Here is a 17,621-nt window from a genome sequence, read left to right as displayed (position 1 = left end):
ATTTTAGTTTATTTGGTTTCAAGTTTCAAGTTCCAGGTTTCAAGTTTTACGTTTTCTACAGCACATATAACATGAAACCTGAAACAATTTTATTAATTTATGGTAACCATTTATTTTCGCCAAAGTTTGGTTTTCTTTTTTCTAAAAATGCATTTCTTCCTTCTTTCGCTTCTTCTGTCATATAAGCTAGACGAGTTGCTTCTCCGGCAAAAACCTGCTGGCCAACCATTCCGTCGTCTGTTAAGTTCATGGCAAATTTCAGCATTTTGATTGAAGTTGGTGATTTTTGCAGAATTTCCTGTGCCCATTCATAAGCTGTTGCTTCAAGCTCATCATGCGGAATAACAGCATTTACCATTCCCATTTCGAAAGCTTCCTGAGCTGAATAATTTCTTCCTAAAAAGAAAATTTCACGTGCTTTTTTCTGTCCAACCATTTTAGCTAAATAAGCAGAACCGTAACCACCGTCAAAACTAGTTACATCTGCATCTGTTTGTTTAAAAATGGCATGTTCCTTACTTGCCAGCGTCATATCGCAAACCACGTGCAAACTATGTCCGCCTCCTACAGCCCAACCCGGAACTACAGCAATAACTACTTTTGGCATAAAACGAATCAAGCGCTGTACTTCAAGAATATTCAAACGATGTTGTCCATCATCTCCCACATAACCTTGATGTCCGCGTGCATTTTGGTCGCCTCCGCTGCAAAAAGAATAAACTCCATCTTTAGTTGACGGACCTTCAGCTGAAAGTAAAACTACTCCAATTGAAGTATCTTCCTGTGCATCATAAAAGGCCTGGTATAATTCTGAAGTTGTTTTTGGACGAAAAGCATTTCTCACATTTGGTCTGTTGAAAGCAATTCTGGCAACTCCATTACATTTTTTATAGGTTATATCTTCGAATTCTCTGGCAGTAATCCAATCCATTTTTATCTGTTTGTTTTAATAATTATAGTGTAAAAATAAAGCATTTTTACATTTTTACCTACTCAATTTGATTTAAGTCTTACCACAAAACAGCACTCAATGTTAACAATTGGTATTTACTTACAAAAAATAACACTTTTTAACATTAGTTTTAAAAAATAATAAGTAATTTTACACCCTAGAAATCAACGAGATACAATTTATTTTGTTGATATTAGATTGATTTTCTTTCACTGATTTATTAACCTAAAAAATGATTTTTTTGAGAAAATTTAAAAAATTTGTCGCTCATTTTTTTACGGTTCTAATTAGTAAAAAAACCTTAAACAGTGAGCAAATGATTTATGCGTTTGTTAAAACTTCAAAAAGGAGATAGTAGCACCTACGGTTAAACAATAGAATTGTTGAATGTAATTAGTATAGAAAATTGATTACGAAAAGAGGAAAAAAATACTAACTGAAACTTTCTAAAAGTTATTTTATCAAACCAAATGGATTAGCCGTGAAATCGAGCTTTTGCTAATAAAAATGAATGTATTGATTGTTTAAAAGACATACCCATGATGAAAAGTAATTTCTAAAATTAATAAAGCTATTATTTTTTGAATGGATTCGAATTATTTTATTTCTGTTTTTTTTTAATTACAATTTTTTTTAAAACTAGAATAAAAAGAGAAAGGCTGCTTGTAATGAGCGGCCTTTCTTGTTATATTAAATTGTTGGAATTTTAATTCTCTTTTACAAGATAAATTCCGTCTTCTTTTATTTCAATAAGTTTTTCCTTGTATAAAGCTCCTACAGCCTTTTTAAAAGTCTTTTTACTCATCTTCAATACCGTTTTTATATCTTCTGGATGCGAATTATCATTTAAACGTAAAAAACCGCGATTGGCTCTTAATTCATCTAGAATTTTTTCTGCATTTGGCTCAATGCTCTGATAACCCTGAACTTGTAAAGCAACATCTATTTTATTATCAGGACGAATGTTTTTAATATAACCGCGCATTCTGTCTCCAGTTCGTATTGAATCATCATATACTTCATCTTTATATAAAAGACCTTTATGTTGCTCGTTGATAATTACATTAATTCCGATTTCAGTAATATGCGAAACGATCAAATCAACTTCTTCTCCTTTTTCAACAGTCAAATGATCGTTGTTTAGAAACTGATTCGTTTTACTTGAAGCAACTAAACGTTTTGTTTTTTCGTCTAAATATAAATATACCAAGTAACGTTTTCCTTTTTCCATCGGGCGCGCCTGTTCTTTAAACGGAACAAGAATGTCTTTTTCCATTCCCCAATCCATAAAAGCACCAACCTGATTAATATAATTTACTCTTAATAGTGCAAATTCGTTCAATAAAATATAAGGTTCAAGTGTTGTTGCAACTGGTCTCTGTTCGTGATCCAAATAAACAAAAACAACAAGCTCTTCGCCTATTTCAAATTCATTTGGAACATATTTATTTGGAAGTAAAACATCGTGAATTCCATCCGGATCTTTTTCAGGATTTCCTAAAAACAAACCCACTTTAGTATCACGTAATATAGTAAGTGTATTGTATTTTCCTATTTCAAGCATATTCTTAAATTTCTATGCTGCAAATGTACGAAGTTTGAGAATGGTAATCCGAAAAATGTTTTGGATAAAAAAAGAAGCATACATTATATTGTAGTTTATTCCTTTTGGTTAAATTTGGAAACCTATAATTAATCCCAAATCAATGAAAAAGACCATTATTTATTCTGCTTTTGCCTTTTTATTATTCACTCAGGTTTCTGTTTCTCAAGTTTCTGAAGATCCGGAAATAAAGAAAATGATTAGTGAAATCAAAGCCGAAAATCTCGAAGCAACAATTCATAAATTAGTTTCTTTTGGAACCCGCCATACTTTAAGTGATCCTAAAAACAAAACGAAAGGAATTGGTGCTGCGCAGCAATGGGTAAAATCGGAATTTGACAAATTTGCTTTGGAATCAAACGGAAGATTAACTTCTGAGATTGATTATTTCACCGTCAAAGCGGATGGAAAAAGAATTAATGTCGACAGTCAGATTGGAAATGTAATGGCTACTTTAAAAGGAACTGACCCAACAGATAATCGCGTTCTGATTATTAGCGGACATTTAGATTCCCGAGTTACAGATGTTATGAATATAAAATCAAATGCGCCGGGAGCAAATGATGATGGTTCTGGTGTTGCTGCAGTTATTGAGTTGGCAAAAGTAATGAGCAAGCGATCTTTTCCGGCTACTATTATATTTGTTGCAGTAACTGGCGAAGAACAAGGTTTAATTGGAGCGCGTCATCTTGCTGAAAAAGCGAAAGAACAAAACTGGAATATTGTTGCAATGCTTAATAATGATATGATTGGTAACAGTTTATCAAGCGGAACTAATTTAAGAGACAATACTCAAATTCGTATTTTTAGTGAAACAATTCCTTATTTAGAAACGGAGGAAGAAGCTAAAATGCGTAAAGCTATAAGCCGTGACAATGATAGTCCTTCAAGACTTTTAGCCCGATATATTAAAACGGTTACGGAACAATATGTAGATCAATTGAAAGTGAAATTAGTGTATAGAAATGATCGTTTTTTAAGAGGCGGCGATCATACACCATTTAGCCAAAATGGTTTTACAGCAGTTCGTTTTTGTGAAATGAATGAAAATTTTGATCATCAACATCAGGATTTAAGAACAGAGAACAATATTCAATATGGTGATTTGCCTGAATTTATGGATTTTGATTATTTAAGAAAAAATACTTGTGCAAATTTGGCAACATTGGCTAATCTAGCTTCATCGCCAAAAGCACCTGAAAATGTTGGAATTGAAGTTAAAAAACTTTCGAATTCATCTACTTTGATTTGGTCAGCTCCAGAAGGAAAAGCCCAATACGGTTATCAGATTTTAATGAGAGAAACTTCATCTTCACATTGGGAAAAAACATTTTTTGTGAAAGATACACAAGCAGAAATTCCTTATTCTAAAGATAATTACTTTTTTGCTGTGCAGACTGTAGATGCTTTAGGTCATGCGAGTTTGCCCGTTTTTCCAATTCCGATTAAATAATTTTGTATAATATAGAAAAAGCGCCTTAAAGGCGCTTTTTTTAGTTTCTATTTATAAACACTTTCTTTTTTAAAGTGCACTGTCAATAAATAATATACAACTGCTCTGTATTTATGCTTGTTTGCGTGGCCATATTTTTCTAATACAGCATGAAGTCCTTCATCTAAAGCCGGAGTGTTTGCTAATCCTAATTTTTTAATCAAAAAATTCTTTTTTACAGTCTCTAATTCTGACGGTTGCGACGCAGCAACTGTAGATGCATCTCCATTGTAAATTGATGGACCACAGCCAATCGTTACTTTTGTCAACAAATCCATGTTTGGTGTTACACCGCATTTGTCTTTTAAATCTGCGGCATACTTCTTAATTAATTCTTCTCTAGCGCTCATAATTTTAATATTGGTTACAATTAATGCAGCCAAATTTAAAATTAAAAATGTTTATTTTATAAATTTTAACAAAATTTAACTTACAAAATAATTAATTCAACTCTTTAAAATATTGCTTCAGAATAATATCATTTTGAGCTGTTGGAGTGAAAATTTCTAAGATAACCGGTGAATCATTATCAGCATATAAATCAGAAATACCTTTTTCCAGCGATTCGTTATCAGAAGCTTGCAAATATTTAAACTGATACATTTTCGCCAAATGTTCTGCTGTCAAATGGTGCGAAGTTTCAAAATAAGTATTAAAAACAGGTTTTTCTTCATGACCCGGCAAAATTCTGAAAATTCCTCCTCCTCCATTATTAATCAAAATAATTTTAAAGTTTTTAGGAATATAAGAATTCCACAAAGCATTGCTGTCATACAAAAAACTGATATCACCTGTAACAAAAACGTTCTGTTTTGCATTTGCCACAGCCGCACCAATTGCCGTTGATGTGCTTCCATCAATTCCGCTGGTACCGCGATTACAAAAAACTTCAATTGATGGATCAATCTCAATTAATTGTGCATAACGAATCGCCGAACTATTACTAATTTGTAATTGGATGTTCTTAGGAAGCGATTCAATTATTTTTTCAAAAACTTTAAAATCTGAAAATGGAATTTTCTTTAAATATTCTTCTTTTCTTTTATTTCTAAGACTATAAATTTTATCGATTTTCTTAAAGTAATTACTAGTTACAAATTCTGTTTTTGGAAGCAGATCTTTAAAAAAATCATTTGGTTCCATAACAAAATGTTTACTTAAAGCATTAAACGTATCATATGCACGCAAAGTATCTATATGCCAATGATGTGCAGGTTTATACTTGCGTAAAAAAGCTTTAATACGTTTTGATACAATCATACCTCCAAAAGTGATTAAAACTTCTGCTTCCAACTCTTTAAAATCACAATCGTCAAATGGTGTAATTAAAGTATCTATACTATTAATAAAACTCGGATGATGCAAGTTCGAAGTAGTTTCTGTAAGTACAACAATTGATGGATCGTTGGCAAAGTTTTCCAAAATTTCCTGTTCAATAGAGTTTACTTCATTTATTCCTCCAATAAGAATTAGTTTTCTTTTAGCCGAATTCCAAATGGAAGCAGTTTCTTCGCTATTATCAATAATTTTGGTTGGAACTTCTTCTTCCAAAGTTGTTATTTTTGGCTGAACAGAAAGCGTTTCAACAGTTTCATACAAAGGCTCTTCAAAAGGTGCATTAATATGAACCGGACCTTTTTGAAGAATCGAAGTTTCAATAGCTTTATTGATTTTTAAATCATTTTCAGCAGAAGCTTCTTCGGTTAAATTGGCATTGAAAACAGAATGATTTTCAAAAACATTTTGCTGACGAATCGTTTGTCCGTCTCCAATGTCGATTTTGTTTTGAGGACGATCTGCAGAAATTACAATTAATGGAATTTGGCTGTAAAAAGCTTCAGCCACAGCCGGATAATAATTCAACAAAGCTGATCCTGAAGTACAAACAATTGCTGTTGGTTTTTTAGTCTGTTGTGCAATTCCTAAAGCAAAAAATGCTGCACAACGCTCGTCGGCAATACTATAACACTTAAAATTCGGATTTTGGGCAAATCCTATCGTCAAAGGCGCGTTTCTTGAACCTGGAGAAATAATAATATTAGTGATTCCTTTTGCTGAACAAATTTCGATAATGCTTTGTGCAAGCGGTATTTTGGGGTAAATCATTCCTGTAGCGTATTACTTTTTTAAAGAAAAACTAAAATTCAGCATTTTCTTTTACTATTACAAAGTTACAAACTTCGTATTTGATTTAACTTATAAATAGGAAGATATTAAGGCGCTTTTTAGAAAAAGGGAATATATTTGTAAAAGTGAATTTGTAATAAAAAATATACTTCGTATGCGTTTCCTATATATTGTAGTACTTTTTCTTTCGCTGCAAACTGTAAAATCTCAAAATCAGTTTGTTCCAGATGATACGCCGTATAAAACTGCATTGGAAAATGCAAAAAAAGAAGGGAAACCGCTTTTTATAATGCTGTATGCAGATTGGTGTCCGCATTGCAATCAAATGAAAAAGGAAGTTTTTAGCGATCCAAATGTGATGTCTTTTTTAAAAGAAAACTATATCTGCATCTGGAAAAACATTGAAAAAGAAGAAGGAATTGCGCTAAAAAACAAATACAACACCAAATCACTTCCAACTTTTTTGTTTTTGGATGCCAATGAAACGCTTTTATATGCGCTAAAAGGCGAAATGAAAACGGCAGAGTTTATGACCGAAGCTAAATACGCGCTGAATTCTCGAATGCAATTGCCCTATTTAGAAAAAGAATTTATGTCGGATCCAAGCAATTCTGATAAGTTTTTTACTTATTTGAACACTTTAAAAAAAGGGAAAGACAGAACAGATTTATCGCCAGCAACTCATGTTTACCTGAATACACAATCTGATGCACAATTAATTAGTGAAACAAATTGGAGAATTATTGCCAATGGCGTTACCGATATTAATTCGAGAGAATTTCAATTCGTTTTAAAACATCAAAAAGAATTTGCTGCTGTTGCTTCTCAAAATCGTGTAGACCGAAAAATCGAAAGCATTGTAACCGAATTACTTCGCCCTTATGTCGATAATTTAGATACTGTAAATTATTATAAACAAAGAGAAGTTGCAAAATCAATACGTCTTCAAAAGACTGATTCTTTGGTTTTTAAATTTGATTTGACATTAGCCGAAAGAACTGAAAAATGGCAGTTTTACAAAAAAACAACTTTGGAAAACACTCAAAAATTAGTTTGGAACGATGCTAGTTTTCTGAAAGATATCGGACAAACGTATCTAAAACATATTAACGACACTGAAAGTTTAAAAAAATCAATTTTCTGGGTAAAACATTCATTGGAAATCAATGATTCATACGACGGAAATTTATTGCTCGCCCGACTTTATAATAAAATTAAAGACAAAAAAATGGCGTTGCAATATGCCAAAGATGCCAAAGTTATTTGCACCGAAATGACTTGGAACCCAAAAGAAGTTGACACTTTATTAGCTGAATTAAACACAAAATAACCGAATAAAATTACCAATACATTTAACATGGAAGTACAATTAAGGCCAGCAACAGAAAATGATTTAGAAAAAATTCTAGCGATTGTAAACCATTCGATTTTGCACACAACGGCAAATTATAGTTATGATATTCAAACTCTTGAAGTGCAGACCAAATGGTTTGAAGATAAAAAAGCTAAAAATCTTCCTATTGTTGTTGCCGATTTAAATGGTGAAGTTTTAGGTTTTGGAAGTTACGGACAGTTTAGAGAAAAAATTGGTTATCAATATACTGTCGAACATTCTGTTTATGTAGTTGATAATGTGATCGGAAAAGGAATTGGATCAAAATTATTGACTGAATTAATTCGTTTGGCAAAAGAACAAGGTTATCATGTTATGATTGGCGCAATTGATGCAGATAATGCCGGAAGTATTGCTTTTCATGAGCGATTTGGTTTTGTTGCAACGGGAACAATCCGCGAGGTTGGATACAAATTTGATCACTGGCTGGATTTGGTTTTTATGCAGTTAATATTAGTGTAGATGGCACACGGATTTAACGGATTCGCTATCGCGAAAGCGCGGATTAGCGCGGTTTTTCTATTTGATTTTGAAGTCTAGTGAGAGAAATGACAAGACCTTGGAGAAAACCTTTGATCCTTTGTTACTTTGTTGCTTTGTCCCTCACAAAAAAAAAATCCACAAACTTGAATTTCTCAAATTTGTGGATTTTTTGGTTTCGGTCTTATGATTAGCTTTTAATCCAATTGATAACTTCAGGATCTGTAACTAAAGTTTTAGGCTTGATTACTTTAACTAATTCTCCTTTTTCATTAATTAAATATTTTTGAAAATTCCATTCAACTTCAGAATCCTGCAAACCATTTTTAGATTTTTGAGTCAGGAATTTATAAACTTCACAAATGTCATCGCCTTTTACAGAAACTTTGTCCATCATTGGAAAAGTTACACCATAATTCAGCTGACAAAAAGTAGCAATTTCTTCATTTGTTCCAGGTTCCTGCCCTGCAAAATTATTTGCCGGAAAACCTACAATTACAAAATTTTTGTCTTTGTATTCTTTATAAACTGCCTCAAGATCTTTGTACTGAGGTGTTAAACCACATTTTGATGCTGTATTAACAATCATCACTTTTTTTCCTTTTAAAGAAGCAAAATCAAAAGTTTTTCCTGATAAATCTTCAACCTTAAACTGATAAATGGTTTCTTTTGCCATAGCTTTCTCTGTTTTCGATTTTTTATTACTCGTTTGAGCCTGAACTTGTGAAGCGAATAAAAAAGCAACACTGCAAGCTATAAATACTATTTTTTTCATTGTTTAATTTTTTATAAAATTAGTTAAAATCTGATTTACAAAAAGGCTTTGGCAATTTTATTTTATATTAAAGATTCGTTAAAAAAATGAAGCCTAACGTTAATCAGACGTTAGGCTTCCCCCCATACAAACAAATCAAACCATGAATTAATTATTATGCCTTATTGCGTTTTCATAAATTAAAGTGAGACCTTGTAAAAGAGCTTTAATCTTTATTCGGACTCGTATTGTATTTTATAGTATTTCGAATTATAGTTGATGCCTCTCGGTTATGGTGAAAATTAATTTTAAACCCTAATTCGCATTTTCATCTGATTTTCTTCAATGGCGTGTACAGTGGATAATTTTACTCGTTTATAATTGAAAATACTTGCTTATAAATAAATTTTCTATTTGGAAGTCCGAGGACACCAACTATTAATTGTTATATTATTGAATTTGCAATTCGGAAATTGAAAAATTCAGTTTTTTAATATCATTTTTATCATCAGTATTTCCAAAATGCATCACTGACAAAACATTCGTAAGAGCCACAATCAATATTTTTAAAATATTTGCCTTATTCATCATCATATTTTTTTATTTATTGAGATTTTATTTACGTTTTTAACTTTAATAAAATTTATTTTTCTTTAATGATTTTAGAACTTTCAGATAGCTAAGTTTTAGATTTCCCCTGTTAAATCAAGGTTTTTGCTATTATCCTGCATCTTAATTTTCTTATATAATAGCATTTACGTAATTGAATGAATTTTGGTTTTAAAAAATCGAAAAAAAAATAAAAAAAAGTTGATTTTTTTTTCAAACCCTTATGTTTCTTAGGTTTTTGCCTGTTAAAAAAAATATAATTTTCACAAAAAAATAAAGTATCTTTATCTCAGGTAATAAAATAATGTGATATTAATTATTGTTTAAGCTTTAAAATCCCAATCTATGAGTCAAGAAGAATTATTAGTTTTAATTTACAAAAAAGACGAAAGAGCTTTTACCCATTTGTACGACATGTACTCGAAAAGTTTGTTTTCAGTCATTAATGTACTTATCAAAAATCGTGAAGAAGCCGAAGATGTTTTACAGGAAGTTTTTGTTAAAATCTGGAAAAACATAGATTCGTATAACGAAAGCAAAGGCCGATTTTACACCTGGATCCTTAATATTGCTAGAAATACTTCTATCGATACACTAAGATCCAAAAATTTTAATAACTCTCAAAAAAACCTTTCATCCGATAATTTCGTAAATCTGTTAGATGACAGTAATAAATTAAGCAATAAACTTGATGCAATTGGAATTCAAGAATTCGTAAAGAAACTAAAACCAAAATGTATTGAAATAATTAATTTGTTATTCTTTAAAGGATATACTCAGCAAGAAGCATCAGAGGAATTGGCGATGCCACTAGGAACTATCAAAACACAAAACAGAAACTGTATTAATGACTTAAGAAATTATCTAAAAATATAATGGAAGCACAAGAATATATTGAATCAGGGTTATTAGAACTATATGTATATGGTTTATTAACCGAAAAGGAAAACATAGAAATTACCGAATTAGCTAAAAAGAATCCAGAGGTCGATGCTGAAATTATTGCGATTGAAAAAGCTATTGTTGCTTTATCATCAAGCTTCGCTCCTTTCCATTCTGTAGCTAATTTTGAAAAAATCAAAGCAAGACTAGAACTTAAACATGGCAAAGTAGTCGATATTAAGCCAGCATCAAACTGGTCGCAATATGTTGGTTGGGCTGCCGCGGTACTTTTATTGTTAGGTTTAGGATATCAGACTTTAGAATTGACAAAAACGAAAGAAGCAATTTCTACTGTTGGAACTGAAAAAAACAAAATTGAAAGAGATTATGCTTTTTTAAGCCAACAGAATAAAGAAACTGAAAAAAGTTTAACCATTGTAAGAGACATCAAAAATACTGGTGTAACACTTGGCGGTCAGGCAGTTTCTCCAACCTCTTTTGCAAAAGTGTATTGGAATAAAGACACTAAAACGACTTACATTGATGCGGCTGGTTTGCCAAAACCTCCAAAAGGAATGGTATACCAAGTTTGGGCATTAAAATTAAGTCCGGTTCTGACTCCAACAAGCATTGGTTTACTGAGCGATTTTGAAGGAAATTCAAATAAAATCTTTGCTGTAGATCGTACAAACGAAGCTGAGGCTTTCGGGATTACACTTGAGCCTGCTGGTGGTAGTTTAACGCCAACAATGACACAATTGTACACTTTAGGAAAAGTTTAAAATTAAACGTTGTATAAAAACAAAAAGCGCATATTGAAATAATATGCGCTTTTTTATTATTTTTAATTGATTAATAACCAAATACCACATCATGAACGGAAATTTACTCTTAAGAATTGCAGTTTCAATTATTCTTCTCACGCATTCTGTTTTCGGAATGTTGAATAATGGCATTAATGATTTTGGAAATTTATATTTGAACCAAATTGGTTTTGCTCCTTTTGGCGTTTTTCTGGCTTGGAGTATTAAATTATCTCATGTTATTGCAGCTGTACTTCTACTGCTTAATAAATATGTTAAGCTCGCAGGTTTTGTAACGATTTTTGTTTTAATAATGGGAATTGCTTTAGTTCACTTTAAAGAAGGATGGTTTGTTGTTGGCGGAGGAAGAAACGGCGTTGAATATAACTTTCTTCTCATTGTGGTTTTACTGGCGATTATGTTCCCGAATGGTTTTAAGAAAGTACAATCTAATTAAATTATTATAATGGAAATAATCTGTAAAAATTGTCATCATGTTTTTAAAGGGCATTATTGCAGTAATTGCGGACAGCCTTCGGCAACTCATAAAATAAATATTCATTTTTTATGGCACGATATTCAGCATGGTTTATTGCATTTTGACAAAGGAATTACGTATTCATTAAAACAGCTTTTTACAAGACCAGGACATTCTGTACGTGAATTTATTGAAGGAAAACGCGTCAGACATTTCAAACCACTTTCATTGGTTGTTGTTTTGGCAACACTTTATGGAGTGCTCTATCATTATTTCGACATCAATACATTTCCGGATTCAGTTGATAAAACTCTAGATTATCATGAATTTAATGAATGGGTCGCAACGCATTTTTCGTGGGTAACGATTGCTACAATTCCCATTTATACAATTGGAACTTATATTGTTTTTAGAAAACAGGGATATAATTTTGTTGAATTTTTTGTCTTAAATACTTTTAAAGCATCTCAAAGACTTTTTGTACAAATTCTGACATTCCCAATATTACTTTATTTAAATGGCACATCAGAAATTCAAAAATTTTCAACTCTCACTTATTTCATCGGATTGATATTGATATTCTGGACTAACATTCAGTTTTTTAATAATATTTCAAAAATAAAAGCTTTCTTTTTGAGCATATTAAGCCATATTATCTTTTTAATATGCTTTTTTATCGTCGCGGCGATTGTACTTGCAATTATGGGTAAATTACCGGTTTAAATATTTTATTCTGATATAAAAAAAGGTTCAGTAAACACTGAACCTTTTTTATTTGAATTAAATAATTACCCCAATAAATTATTTCTTCTTTACTTTTTTAGTTTTATAGTATTTACGATACTTCGGATACGTTACAGCACCAATTACTGCAATTGTTGCCATTGAATAATAAATCCAATTTAGAGAATGCGCCTCTCCGCTTGCGTATGAATGCAAACCAACTAAATGGAAGTTAACTCCATAGTAAGTAAACAAAATCGAAATAAAGGCAAACATCGTCATTAAATTGAAGAACCATTTTCCGCGTAAAGCAGGCACAAAACGAGCGTGAATTACAAACGCATAAACCATAATCGAGATTAAAGCCCAGGTTTCTTTTGGATCCCATCCCCAGTAACGTCCCCAGCTTTCGTTTGCCCATTGTCCGCCTAAGAAGTTTCCAATAGTCAGCATGATCAAACCAATAGTTATGGACATTTCGTTGATATAAGTGATCTCTTTAATATTCAGTTCCATTTTAGCTTTGTTTTTCTCCGTTGTAAAGAAAATCAATACTAATGATACAAAACCTAAAATCATTCCTAATGCAGTCGGGCCATAACTCGCTACAATAACAGCAACGTGAATCATTAACCAATATGAATTAAGAACCGGCTGTAAGTTTGCAATTTCCGGATCAATCCAGTTCATGTAGGCAGCCATTAAAATCATCGAAGTAACAAAAGCAGATGAAGCAACGGTTAATTTTGATTTTCTATCAAAAGCCAAACCGAAGAACATTGTTGACCAAGCTACATACACAATAGCTTCGTACGCATTACTCCAAGGCGCGTGACCAGAAATATACCAACGTGCTATTAATGCTATTGTATGAATCACAAATAACAATCCAACTATAACATGGAAAGCGTTTACTGTAATACGAAGCCATTTTTTTTCAAAAAAGATATTGAGAATCGTAAAAGTAAGCATCAATATTGCTACAGTAATATACCAATACGGCAATTTTTGAAGAACATCATATTTATTATAAGCAATCTCAGCATCAATTTTTTGCTCGCTTGGACGAACTTTTGCGCCAAATTTCTTTTGGAAACCATTAATGCTTTCTACCAATTGATCGGCCGTATCCCAATTTTTAGAAATAGAGCCGTTGTTTAAAGCGCTAAAATATAACGGAAGAATTTGTTTTACATAAGTAGAATCCATTCCTTTAAAAGCACTGTTTTCACGTTCTAAGAAAGAAACCCATTTATTGTTTGGATCATTTGGAACAGGGAAAATTTTTAAAATGCTTCCGCTTAAAGCAGATTCCATCAAATTTACTTTTTTATCCGTTTCAATATAATCTTTTTCAAACTGATTAGGGTTTCCTGCTTTATAAGCTGCATCTAAATAGGGTGACAATTTATAATTTCCGTTTTCATCGAAGAATTTTACAAATGGGGCATATTGATCTTTCGAATCAATTCCGATAATTTTACGAATACTATCATTACCCATCTTGATATAAATAATCGGAATTTGAATCCAAACCTGAGCATATTGCGTCATAGATAAAAATACCTGATCAGAATTCATTCCGTTGTACTTATCACTATGACTTACTTTTCTAAGTAATTCAGATGAAAAAGTATTAATTGGTTTCATTCTTCCTCCCGCATCCTGAATAATCAAGCGACCAAATTTAGCAGCGTGCGCTTCTGGAGCTTTGTAGATTGTCAATAATGAATCCAATTGTTTTTGACTTGGCGGTGCTACAACGTGATTCGCGTGATCGTTTGGATCAACAGTATGATTATGATCGTGATCATGCGAATGAACATGAGGATTTTGTTGCGCAAAACCGCTCAAACCAATCATTAAAACCAGAATAGTAATTAGTTTTTCTTTTTTCTTTTTAACGCTTTCAAGTTTACGTTTTAGATCTCCAAAACGAGAATGCTTTGTAAACATAATAGCCATTAAACCGATGTAAAGCAGAAAATATCCAAAATAAGTGATATTAGTTCCCCAGAAATCATGATTTACAGATAATACTGTTCCTTTTTCATCTGGGTCAAATGAAGACTGGAAAAAACGAAATCCTTTATGATCTAAAACGTGATTCATAAAAATATCGGCATCAAAAGTTTCTGTAGAATCTTGAACTGTTACTTTACTTTTAAAAGCAGAATAACTTTTTTCTGTTCCTGGATATTTATCAGCAATAAAATCATTCAATTTTACTTTAAAAGGTAAAATATAAGCTTTGCTTCCGTAAAATAAGCTGTATTCAATTTTACCAATTTTAACCGTTTGAGGCTCGCCAACACTTCCTTTAGACCCCATCAAACGAACTTCTTTTTCCTGACCGTCAGCTTTAATTTTCACAACTAAAGCATCTGTATGCGATTTTGCTTTAAAATCATTACTTGATTCATAATCCACAACTCCTTTAACAGCTGGATCAGGAAATACAATTCTAATATCGCCAATGCTGTATAACGAACGCATCATCAAAGGCTGTACATTATCTTTAGTAACAGTTCCTTTCAATTTGTCGGCCATTCTCATAAATTCACCTTCAAATGGTGTTTGAATCGTGTATTTATCTCCAGTTGTATTAATATTGATAGCGCCGTCAGTATGTTTATTTAACGCAAATAAAACGTTGTGAATATTTTGAACTTCACCTTCTTTCAAGTAATGTTCTTCACGTCCGCCGGCTCCGGCTTCAACTAATTTTAAATAAAGAGTTCCTTTAGGATCTGGTTTTATCGTTTCTTTCGCTCCCATAATGTAGTTCACGTAACTAACTTCAAAAGGAGTTTCATCAAATTTTCCAGAAAGTGTGAAATCATTATTTGTAACTGGCGACATTAGAAGATTTTTTTCAAAAACTCTTCTTCTCGGCTCACCTTTATATTCTCCGTCAGCAAAAACGGTTATAAATGTCTTATCCGAATAAATTTGATTTTCTGCCGCACCTTCACGAATTGGCATCATTCCTTCATAACTGATATAACGCGTAATAAAGGCTCCTAAAATGATAAAAACAAAAGCTAAGTGAAGTAATAAAGTAGCCCATTTTTCTTTTTTAAGCAATTGATAACGTTTGATATTTCCGAAGAAATTTAGCATGAAAATTGCCATTATAGCTTCAAACCACCATGTATTATAGATTAAAATTCGAGCAGTATCTGTGTTGTATTTACTTTCGATAAAAGTTCCAACACCCATTGCAATTGCGAATGTTAAAAAAAGAACGGCCATTAAGCGTGTAGAAAACAAAAAAGAGAATATTTTTTTATCCATTTTTGAGGAATTACATTGTATAAAAGTGCCACAAAAGTACTTAAAAATGTTGAGTTCCAATATTTGTCATTTGTTAATAAAAACTAAAATATGGTATGCTTTTTTACCGAAACAAAGCTTTCATGAGAGTTAATTACTACAAAACTAAACTATTTGATAATTTCTTTGAATATTGATAATTTTTCATAGATTTGTGTAATCGATTACATTTTAAATTTATCCTTTTTTGAAGTTGTTATTCTAGTTTTTCTCAAAAAAAGAACATTTAATTACATATTCGACTATTAACTATCTCTTTACAAAATAATTAAAAATGAAAACCAAAACTATCAACATTGTCCTTTTTCTCGCACTTTTTGTTTCTGGATGGTCTTCCAAAACTCTTGCGCAGAATTCAAAATCAAACACCATTTATTCTGATATTGAATTCAAAATGCAAAAAGTAAAAGAACCTGTAATTCCTAAAAACACAGTCAACTTAAAAGATTTTGGTGCAGTAAGTGGCGGTTATGTTTTAAATTCAAAGGCTTTCGCCGATGCTATAGATGCTCTTGTAAAAAAAGGAGGCGGAAAATTGATTATTCCACCAGGAATCTGGCTTACAGGTCCGATTATTTTGAAAAGTAATATTGAACTTCACGCAGAAACTGGCGCTTTGATTAAATTTTCGACAGATAAAAGTTTGTATCCAATTATTGAAACCAGTTTTGAAGGTTTAAACACATGGCGCTGCATTTCTCCTATTTATGGTAAAAATCTTGAAAATATTGCTTTCACTGGTAATGGCGTTTGGGATGGTTCTGGAGAAGTTTGGAGACAAGTAAAAAAGAGCAAATTGACTGAAAGCCAATGGAAAAAATTTGTTGCTTCAGGAGGTGTTTTAAATGATAAAAAAGAAAGCTGGTATCCATCTGAAACCTTTATGAAAGCTTCTGTTGGAGCTGATCAAAATGTACGCCTTGATTTAAAAACGAAAGAACAATTTGAAGAAATCCATGATTTTCTTCGTCCTGTAATGGTAAGTATTCAAAATAGTAAAAGAGTTCTTTTTGATGGTCCGGTTTTTCAAAATTCGCCAGCCTGGAATATTCATCCTTTAATGGTTGAAGATTTGATTATTAGAAATTTGACTGTTAGAAATCCTTGGTATTCTCAAAATGGCGACGGACTTGATGTTGAATCTTGTAAAAATGTTTTAATAGAAAATTCTAGTTTTGATGTTGGCGATGATGCCATTTGCATTAAATCCGGAAAGGATAAAGACGGTCGTGACCGCGGTGTTCCTTGCGAAAATATCATTGTAAAAAATAATATTGTATATCATGGTCACGGCGGTGTTACAGTAGGAAGCGAAATGTCAGGAGGCGTTAAAAACCTTCATGTTTCAAATTGTACTTTTATGGGAACTGACGTTGGATTACGTTTTAAAAGTACTCGCGGACGTGGTGGAATTGTTGAAAACATCTTTATTTCTGATATTTATATGACTGATATTCCTTCTCAGGCGATTTCATTCGATTTATATTATGGAGGAAAATCTATTGCTGAAACATTAGCTGAAGGCGGAACTAAAGTAGCAAACAAAATGATGCCCGTGAATGTAGAAACACCACAATTCAAGAATATTTCAATTAAAAACATTACAATCGCCGGCGCTTATCAAGCAGTATTTTTACAAGGATTGCCTGAAATGAATCTTGAAAATATCGAAATTTCAAACTTAACTGCAAAAGCAGAAAATGGTTTTTCAATAATTGATGCAAACGGAATTAAAATCAGCAATGTTAAATTAGACATTCAGAAACCAGAAGTTTTCGAAATTTATAACGGAAAAAACATGTCTTTCAAGAATATTGAATTCAATTCAAAATCAGATAAAGCAATCTCAATTAATGGCGAAGTAAGCCAGAATATAGAATTTATTTCAAACCCAAATTTTGATTTATCTAAAAAAATCACTGTTGACCAAACAGTTCCAAAAGGCGCTGTGAAATTTTAAAAACATTAAAACCAATTAATTAAACCCGC

General features: G+C 31.9%; 14 protein-coding genes. 8 read left to right on the top strand and 6 right to left on the bottom strand.

All coding sequences use genetic code 11. The features are described 5' to 3' along the window. Positions 1-97: 97 nt before the first annotated feature. Positions 98-931 carry a 1,4-dihydroxy-2-naphthoyl-CoA synthase gene (locus GQ47_RS00540; RefSeq protein ID WP_012024845.1) on the bottom strand — a complete coding sequence of 278 codons (834 nt, stop codon included), beginning with the start codon at positions 929-931 and terminating at the stop codon, positions 98-100. A 727-nt stretch (positions 932-1,658) separates the two neighbouring features. Then, on the bottom strand, positions 1,659-2,516 hold the full coding sequence (locus GQ47_RS00535) for a CvfB family protein (RefSeq protein ID WP_035643656.1): 858 nt from the start codon (positions 2,514-2,516) through the stop codon (positions 1,659-1,661). 142 nt (positions 2,517-2,658) lie between these two features. Here GQ47_RS00535 and GQ47_RS00530 point away from each other — a divergent pair, with 142 nt between their 5' ends. Next, positions 2,659-4,008, top strand: coding sequence for a M28 family metallopeptidase (locus GQ47_RS00530; RefSeq protein WP_035643653.1), 1,350 nt, complete (start codon positions 2,659-2,661; stop codon positions 4,006-4,008). A gap of 47 nt (positions 4,009-4,055) precedes the next feature. Here GQ47_RS00530 and GQ47_RS00525 read toward each other — a convergent pair whose 3' ends face one another. Next, a complete protein-coding gene (locus tag GQ47_RS00525) occupies positions 4,056-4,397 on the bottom strand; it encodes a DUF2853 family protein (protein ID WP_035645014.1) in 342 nt (113 codons plus the stop codon). A 91-nt stretch (positions 4,398-4,488) separates the two neighbouring features. Next, entirely contained in the window at positions 4,489-6,153 is a 1,665-nt protein-coding gene (gene menD, locus GQ47_RS00520; RefSeq protein WP_035643650.1) for a 2-succinyl-5-enolpyruvyl-6-hydroxy-3-cyclohexene-1-carboxylic-acid synthase, read from the bottom strand. A 175-nt stretch (positions 6,154-6,328) separates the two neighbouring features. On the opposite strand from menD, the gene GQ47_RS00515 reads away from it, so the two are divergent. Both GQ47_RS00515 and GQ47_RS00510 read left to right on the top strand, forming a co-directional pair. After that, positions 6,329-7,504 (top strand): thioredoxin family protein, encoded by a 1,176-nt coding sequence (locus GQ47_RS00515; protein ID WP_035643647.1) that lies wholly within the window; start codon positions 6,329-6,331, stop codon positions 7,502-7,504. A gap of 27 nt (positions 7,505-7,531) precedes the next feature. Further along, positions 7,532-8,029 (top strand): GNAT family N-acetyltransferase, encoded by a 498-nt coding sequence (locus GQ47_RS00510; RefSeq protein WP_035643644.1) that lies wholly within the window; start codon positions 7,532-7,534, stop codon positions 8,027-8,029. A 208-nt stretch (positions 8,030-8,237) separates the two neighbouring features. Here GQ47_RS00510 and GQ47_RS00505 read toward each other — a convergent pair whose 3' ends face one another. Continuing rightward, positions 8,238-8,822 (bottom strand): glutathione peroxidase, encoded by a 585-nt coding sequence (locus GQ47_RS00505; protein WP_035643641.1) that lies wholly within the window; start codon positions 8,820-8,822, stop codon positions 8,238-8,240. 933 nt (positions 8,823-9,755) lie between these two features. Here GQ47_RS00505 and GQ47_RS00500 point away from each other — a divergent pair. The 4 genes from GQ47_RS00500 to GQ47_RS22735 all read left to right on the top strand — a co-directional run bounded on the left by GQ47_RS00500 (position 9,756) and on the right by GQ47_RS22735 (position 12,296). Further along, complete coding sequence (locus tag GQ47_RS00500; RefSeq protein ID WP_035643638.1) at positions 9,756-10,286, top strand: RNA polymerase sigma factor; 531 nt, start codon at positions 9,756-9,758, stop codon at positions 10,284-10,286. Beyond that, positions 10,286-11,074, top strand: a complete 789-nt coding sequence (locus tag GQ47_RS00495) for an anti-sigma factor (protein ID WP_035643636.1) — start codon at positions 10,286-10,288, stop codon at positions 11,072-11,074. Before GQ47_RS00500 ends, GQ47_RS00495 begins: the two co-directional genes overlap by 1 nt. A gap of 91 nt (positions 11,075-11,165) precedes the next feature. Further along, complete coding sequence (locus GQ47_RS00490) at positions 11,166-11,552, top strand: DoxX family protein (RefSeq protein ID WP_035643634.1); 387 nt, start codon at positions 11,166-11,168, stop codon at positions 11,550-11,552. Positions 11,553-11,561: 9 nt separating this feature from the next. Beyond that, positions 11,562-12,296: a DUF3667 domain-containing protein gene (locus GQ47_RS22735; RefSeq protein ID WP_051951260.1), complete on the top strand. Its 735-nt coding sequence runs from the start codon at positions 11,562-11,564 to the stop codon at positions 12,294-12,296. Positions 12,297-12,374: 78 nt separating this feature from the next. Here GQ47_RS22735 and ccsA read toward each other — a convergent pair whose 3' ends face one another. After that, a complete protein-coding gene (gene ccsA, locus GQ47_RS00480) occupies positions 12,375-15,593 on the bottom strand; it encodes a cytochrome c biogenesis protein CcsA (protein ID WP_035643631.1) in 3,219 nt (1,072 codons plus the stop codon). 313 nt (positions 15,594-15,906) lie between these two features. Between ccsA and GQ47_RS00475 the strand changes: the two genes are divergently transcribed. Then, positions 15,907-17,592, top strand: coding sequence for a glycoside hydrolase family 28 protein (locus tag GQ47_RS00475; protein WP_035643629.1), 1,686 nt, complete (start codon positions 15,907-15,909; stop codon positions 17,590-17,592). Positions 17,593-17,621 lie beyond the last annotated feature (29 nt).

Source organism: Flavobacterium sp. ASV13, assembly GCF_000745775.1.
In the GTDB taxonomy this organism is placed as follows: Bacteria; Bacteroidota; Bacteroidia; order Flavobacteriales; family Flavobacteriaceae; genus Flavobacterium.
Note: the sequence above shows the minus strand (reverse complement) of the source record. Positions and strands in the feature narration are given on the sequence as shown.

Bases quoted from the DNA above. Each gene is read 5' to 3' on its own strand.
- GQ47_RS00535 (WP_035643656.1), bottom strand. From the start codon at position 2,516: ATGCTTGAAATAGGAAAATACAATACACTTACTATATTACGTGATACT.
- GQ47_RS00490 (WP_035643634.1), top strand. From the start codon at position 11,166: ATGAACGGAAATTTACTCTTAAGAATTGCAGTTTCAATTATTCTTCTC.
- GQ47_RS22735 (WP_051951260.1), top strand. From the start codon at position 11,562: ATGGAAATAATCTGTAAAAATTGTCATCATGTTTTTAAAGGGCATTAT.
- menD (WP_035643650.1), bottom strand. From the start codon at position 6,153: ATGATTTACCCCAAAATACCGCTTGCACAAAGCATTATCGAAATTTGT.
- ccsA (WP_035643631.1), bottom strand. From the start codon at position 15,593: ATGGATAAAAAAATATTCTCTTTTTTGTTTTCTACACGCTTAATGGCC.
- GQ47_RS00530 (WP_035643653.1), top strand. From the start codon at position 2,659: ATGAAAAAGACCATTATTTATTCTGCTTTTGCCTTTTTATTATTCACT.
- GQ47_RS00515 (WP_035643647.1), top strand. From the start codon at position 6,329: ATGCGTTTCCTATATATTGTAGTACTTTTTCTTTCGCTGCAAACTGTA.
- GQ47_RS00500 (WP_035643638.1), top strand. From the start codon at position 9,756: ATGAGTCAAGAAGAATTATTAGTTTTAATTTACAAAAAAGACGAAAGA.
- GQ47_RS00475 (WP_035643629.1), top strand. From the start codon at position 15,907: ATGAAAACCAAAACTATCAACATTGTCCTTTTTCTCGCACTTTTTGTT.
- GQ47_RS00510 (WP_035643644.1), top strand. From the start codon at position 7,532: ATGGAAGTACAATTAAGGCCAGCAACAGAAAATGATTTAGAAAAAATT.
- GQ47_RS00525 (WP_035645014.1), bottom strand. From the start codon at position 4,397: ATGAGCGCTAGAGAAGAATTAATTAAGAAGTATGCCGCAGATTTAAAA.
- GQ47_RS00540 (WP_012024845.1), bottom strand. From the start codon at position 931: ATGGATTGGATTACTGCCAGAGAATTCGAAGATATAACCTATAAAAAA.
- GQ47_RS00505 (WP_035643641.1), bottom strand. From the start codon at position 8,822: ATGAAAAAAATAGTATTTATAGCTTGCAGTGTTGCTTTTTTATTCGCT.
- GQ47_RS00495 (WP_035643636.1), top strand. From the start codon at position 10,286: ATGGAAGCACAAGAATATATTGAATCAGGGTTATTAGAACTATATGTA.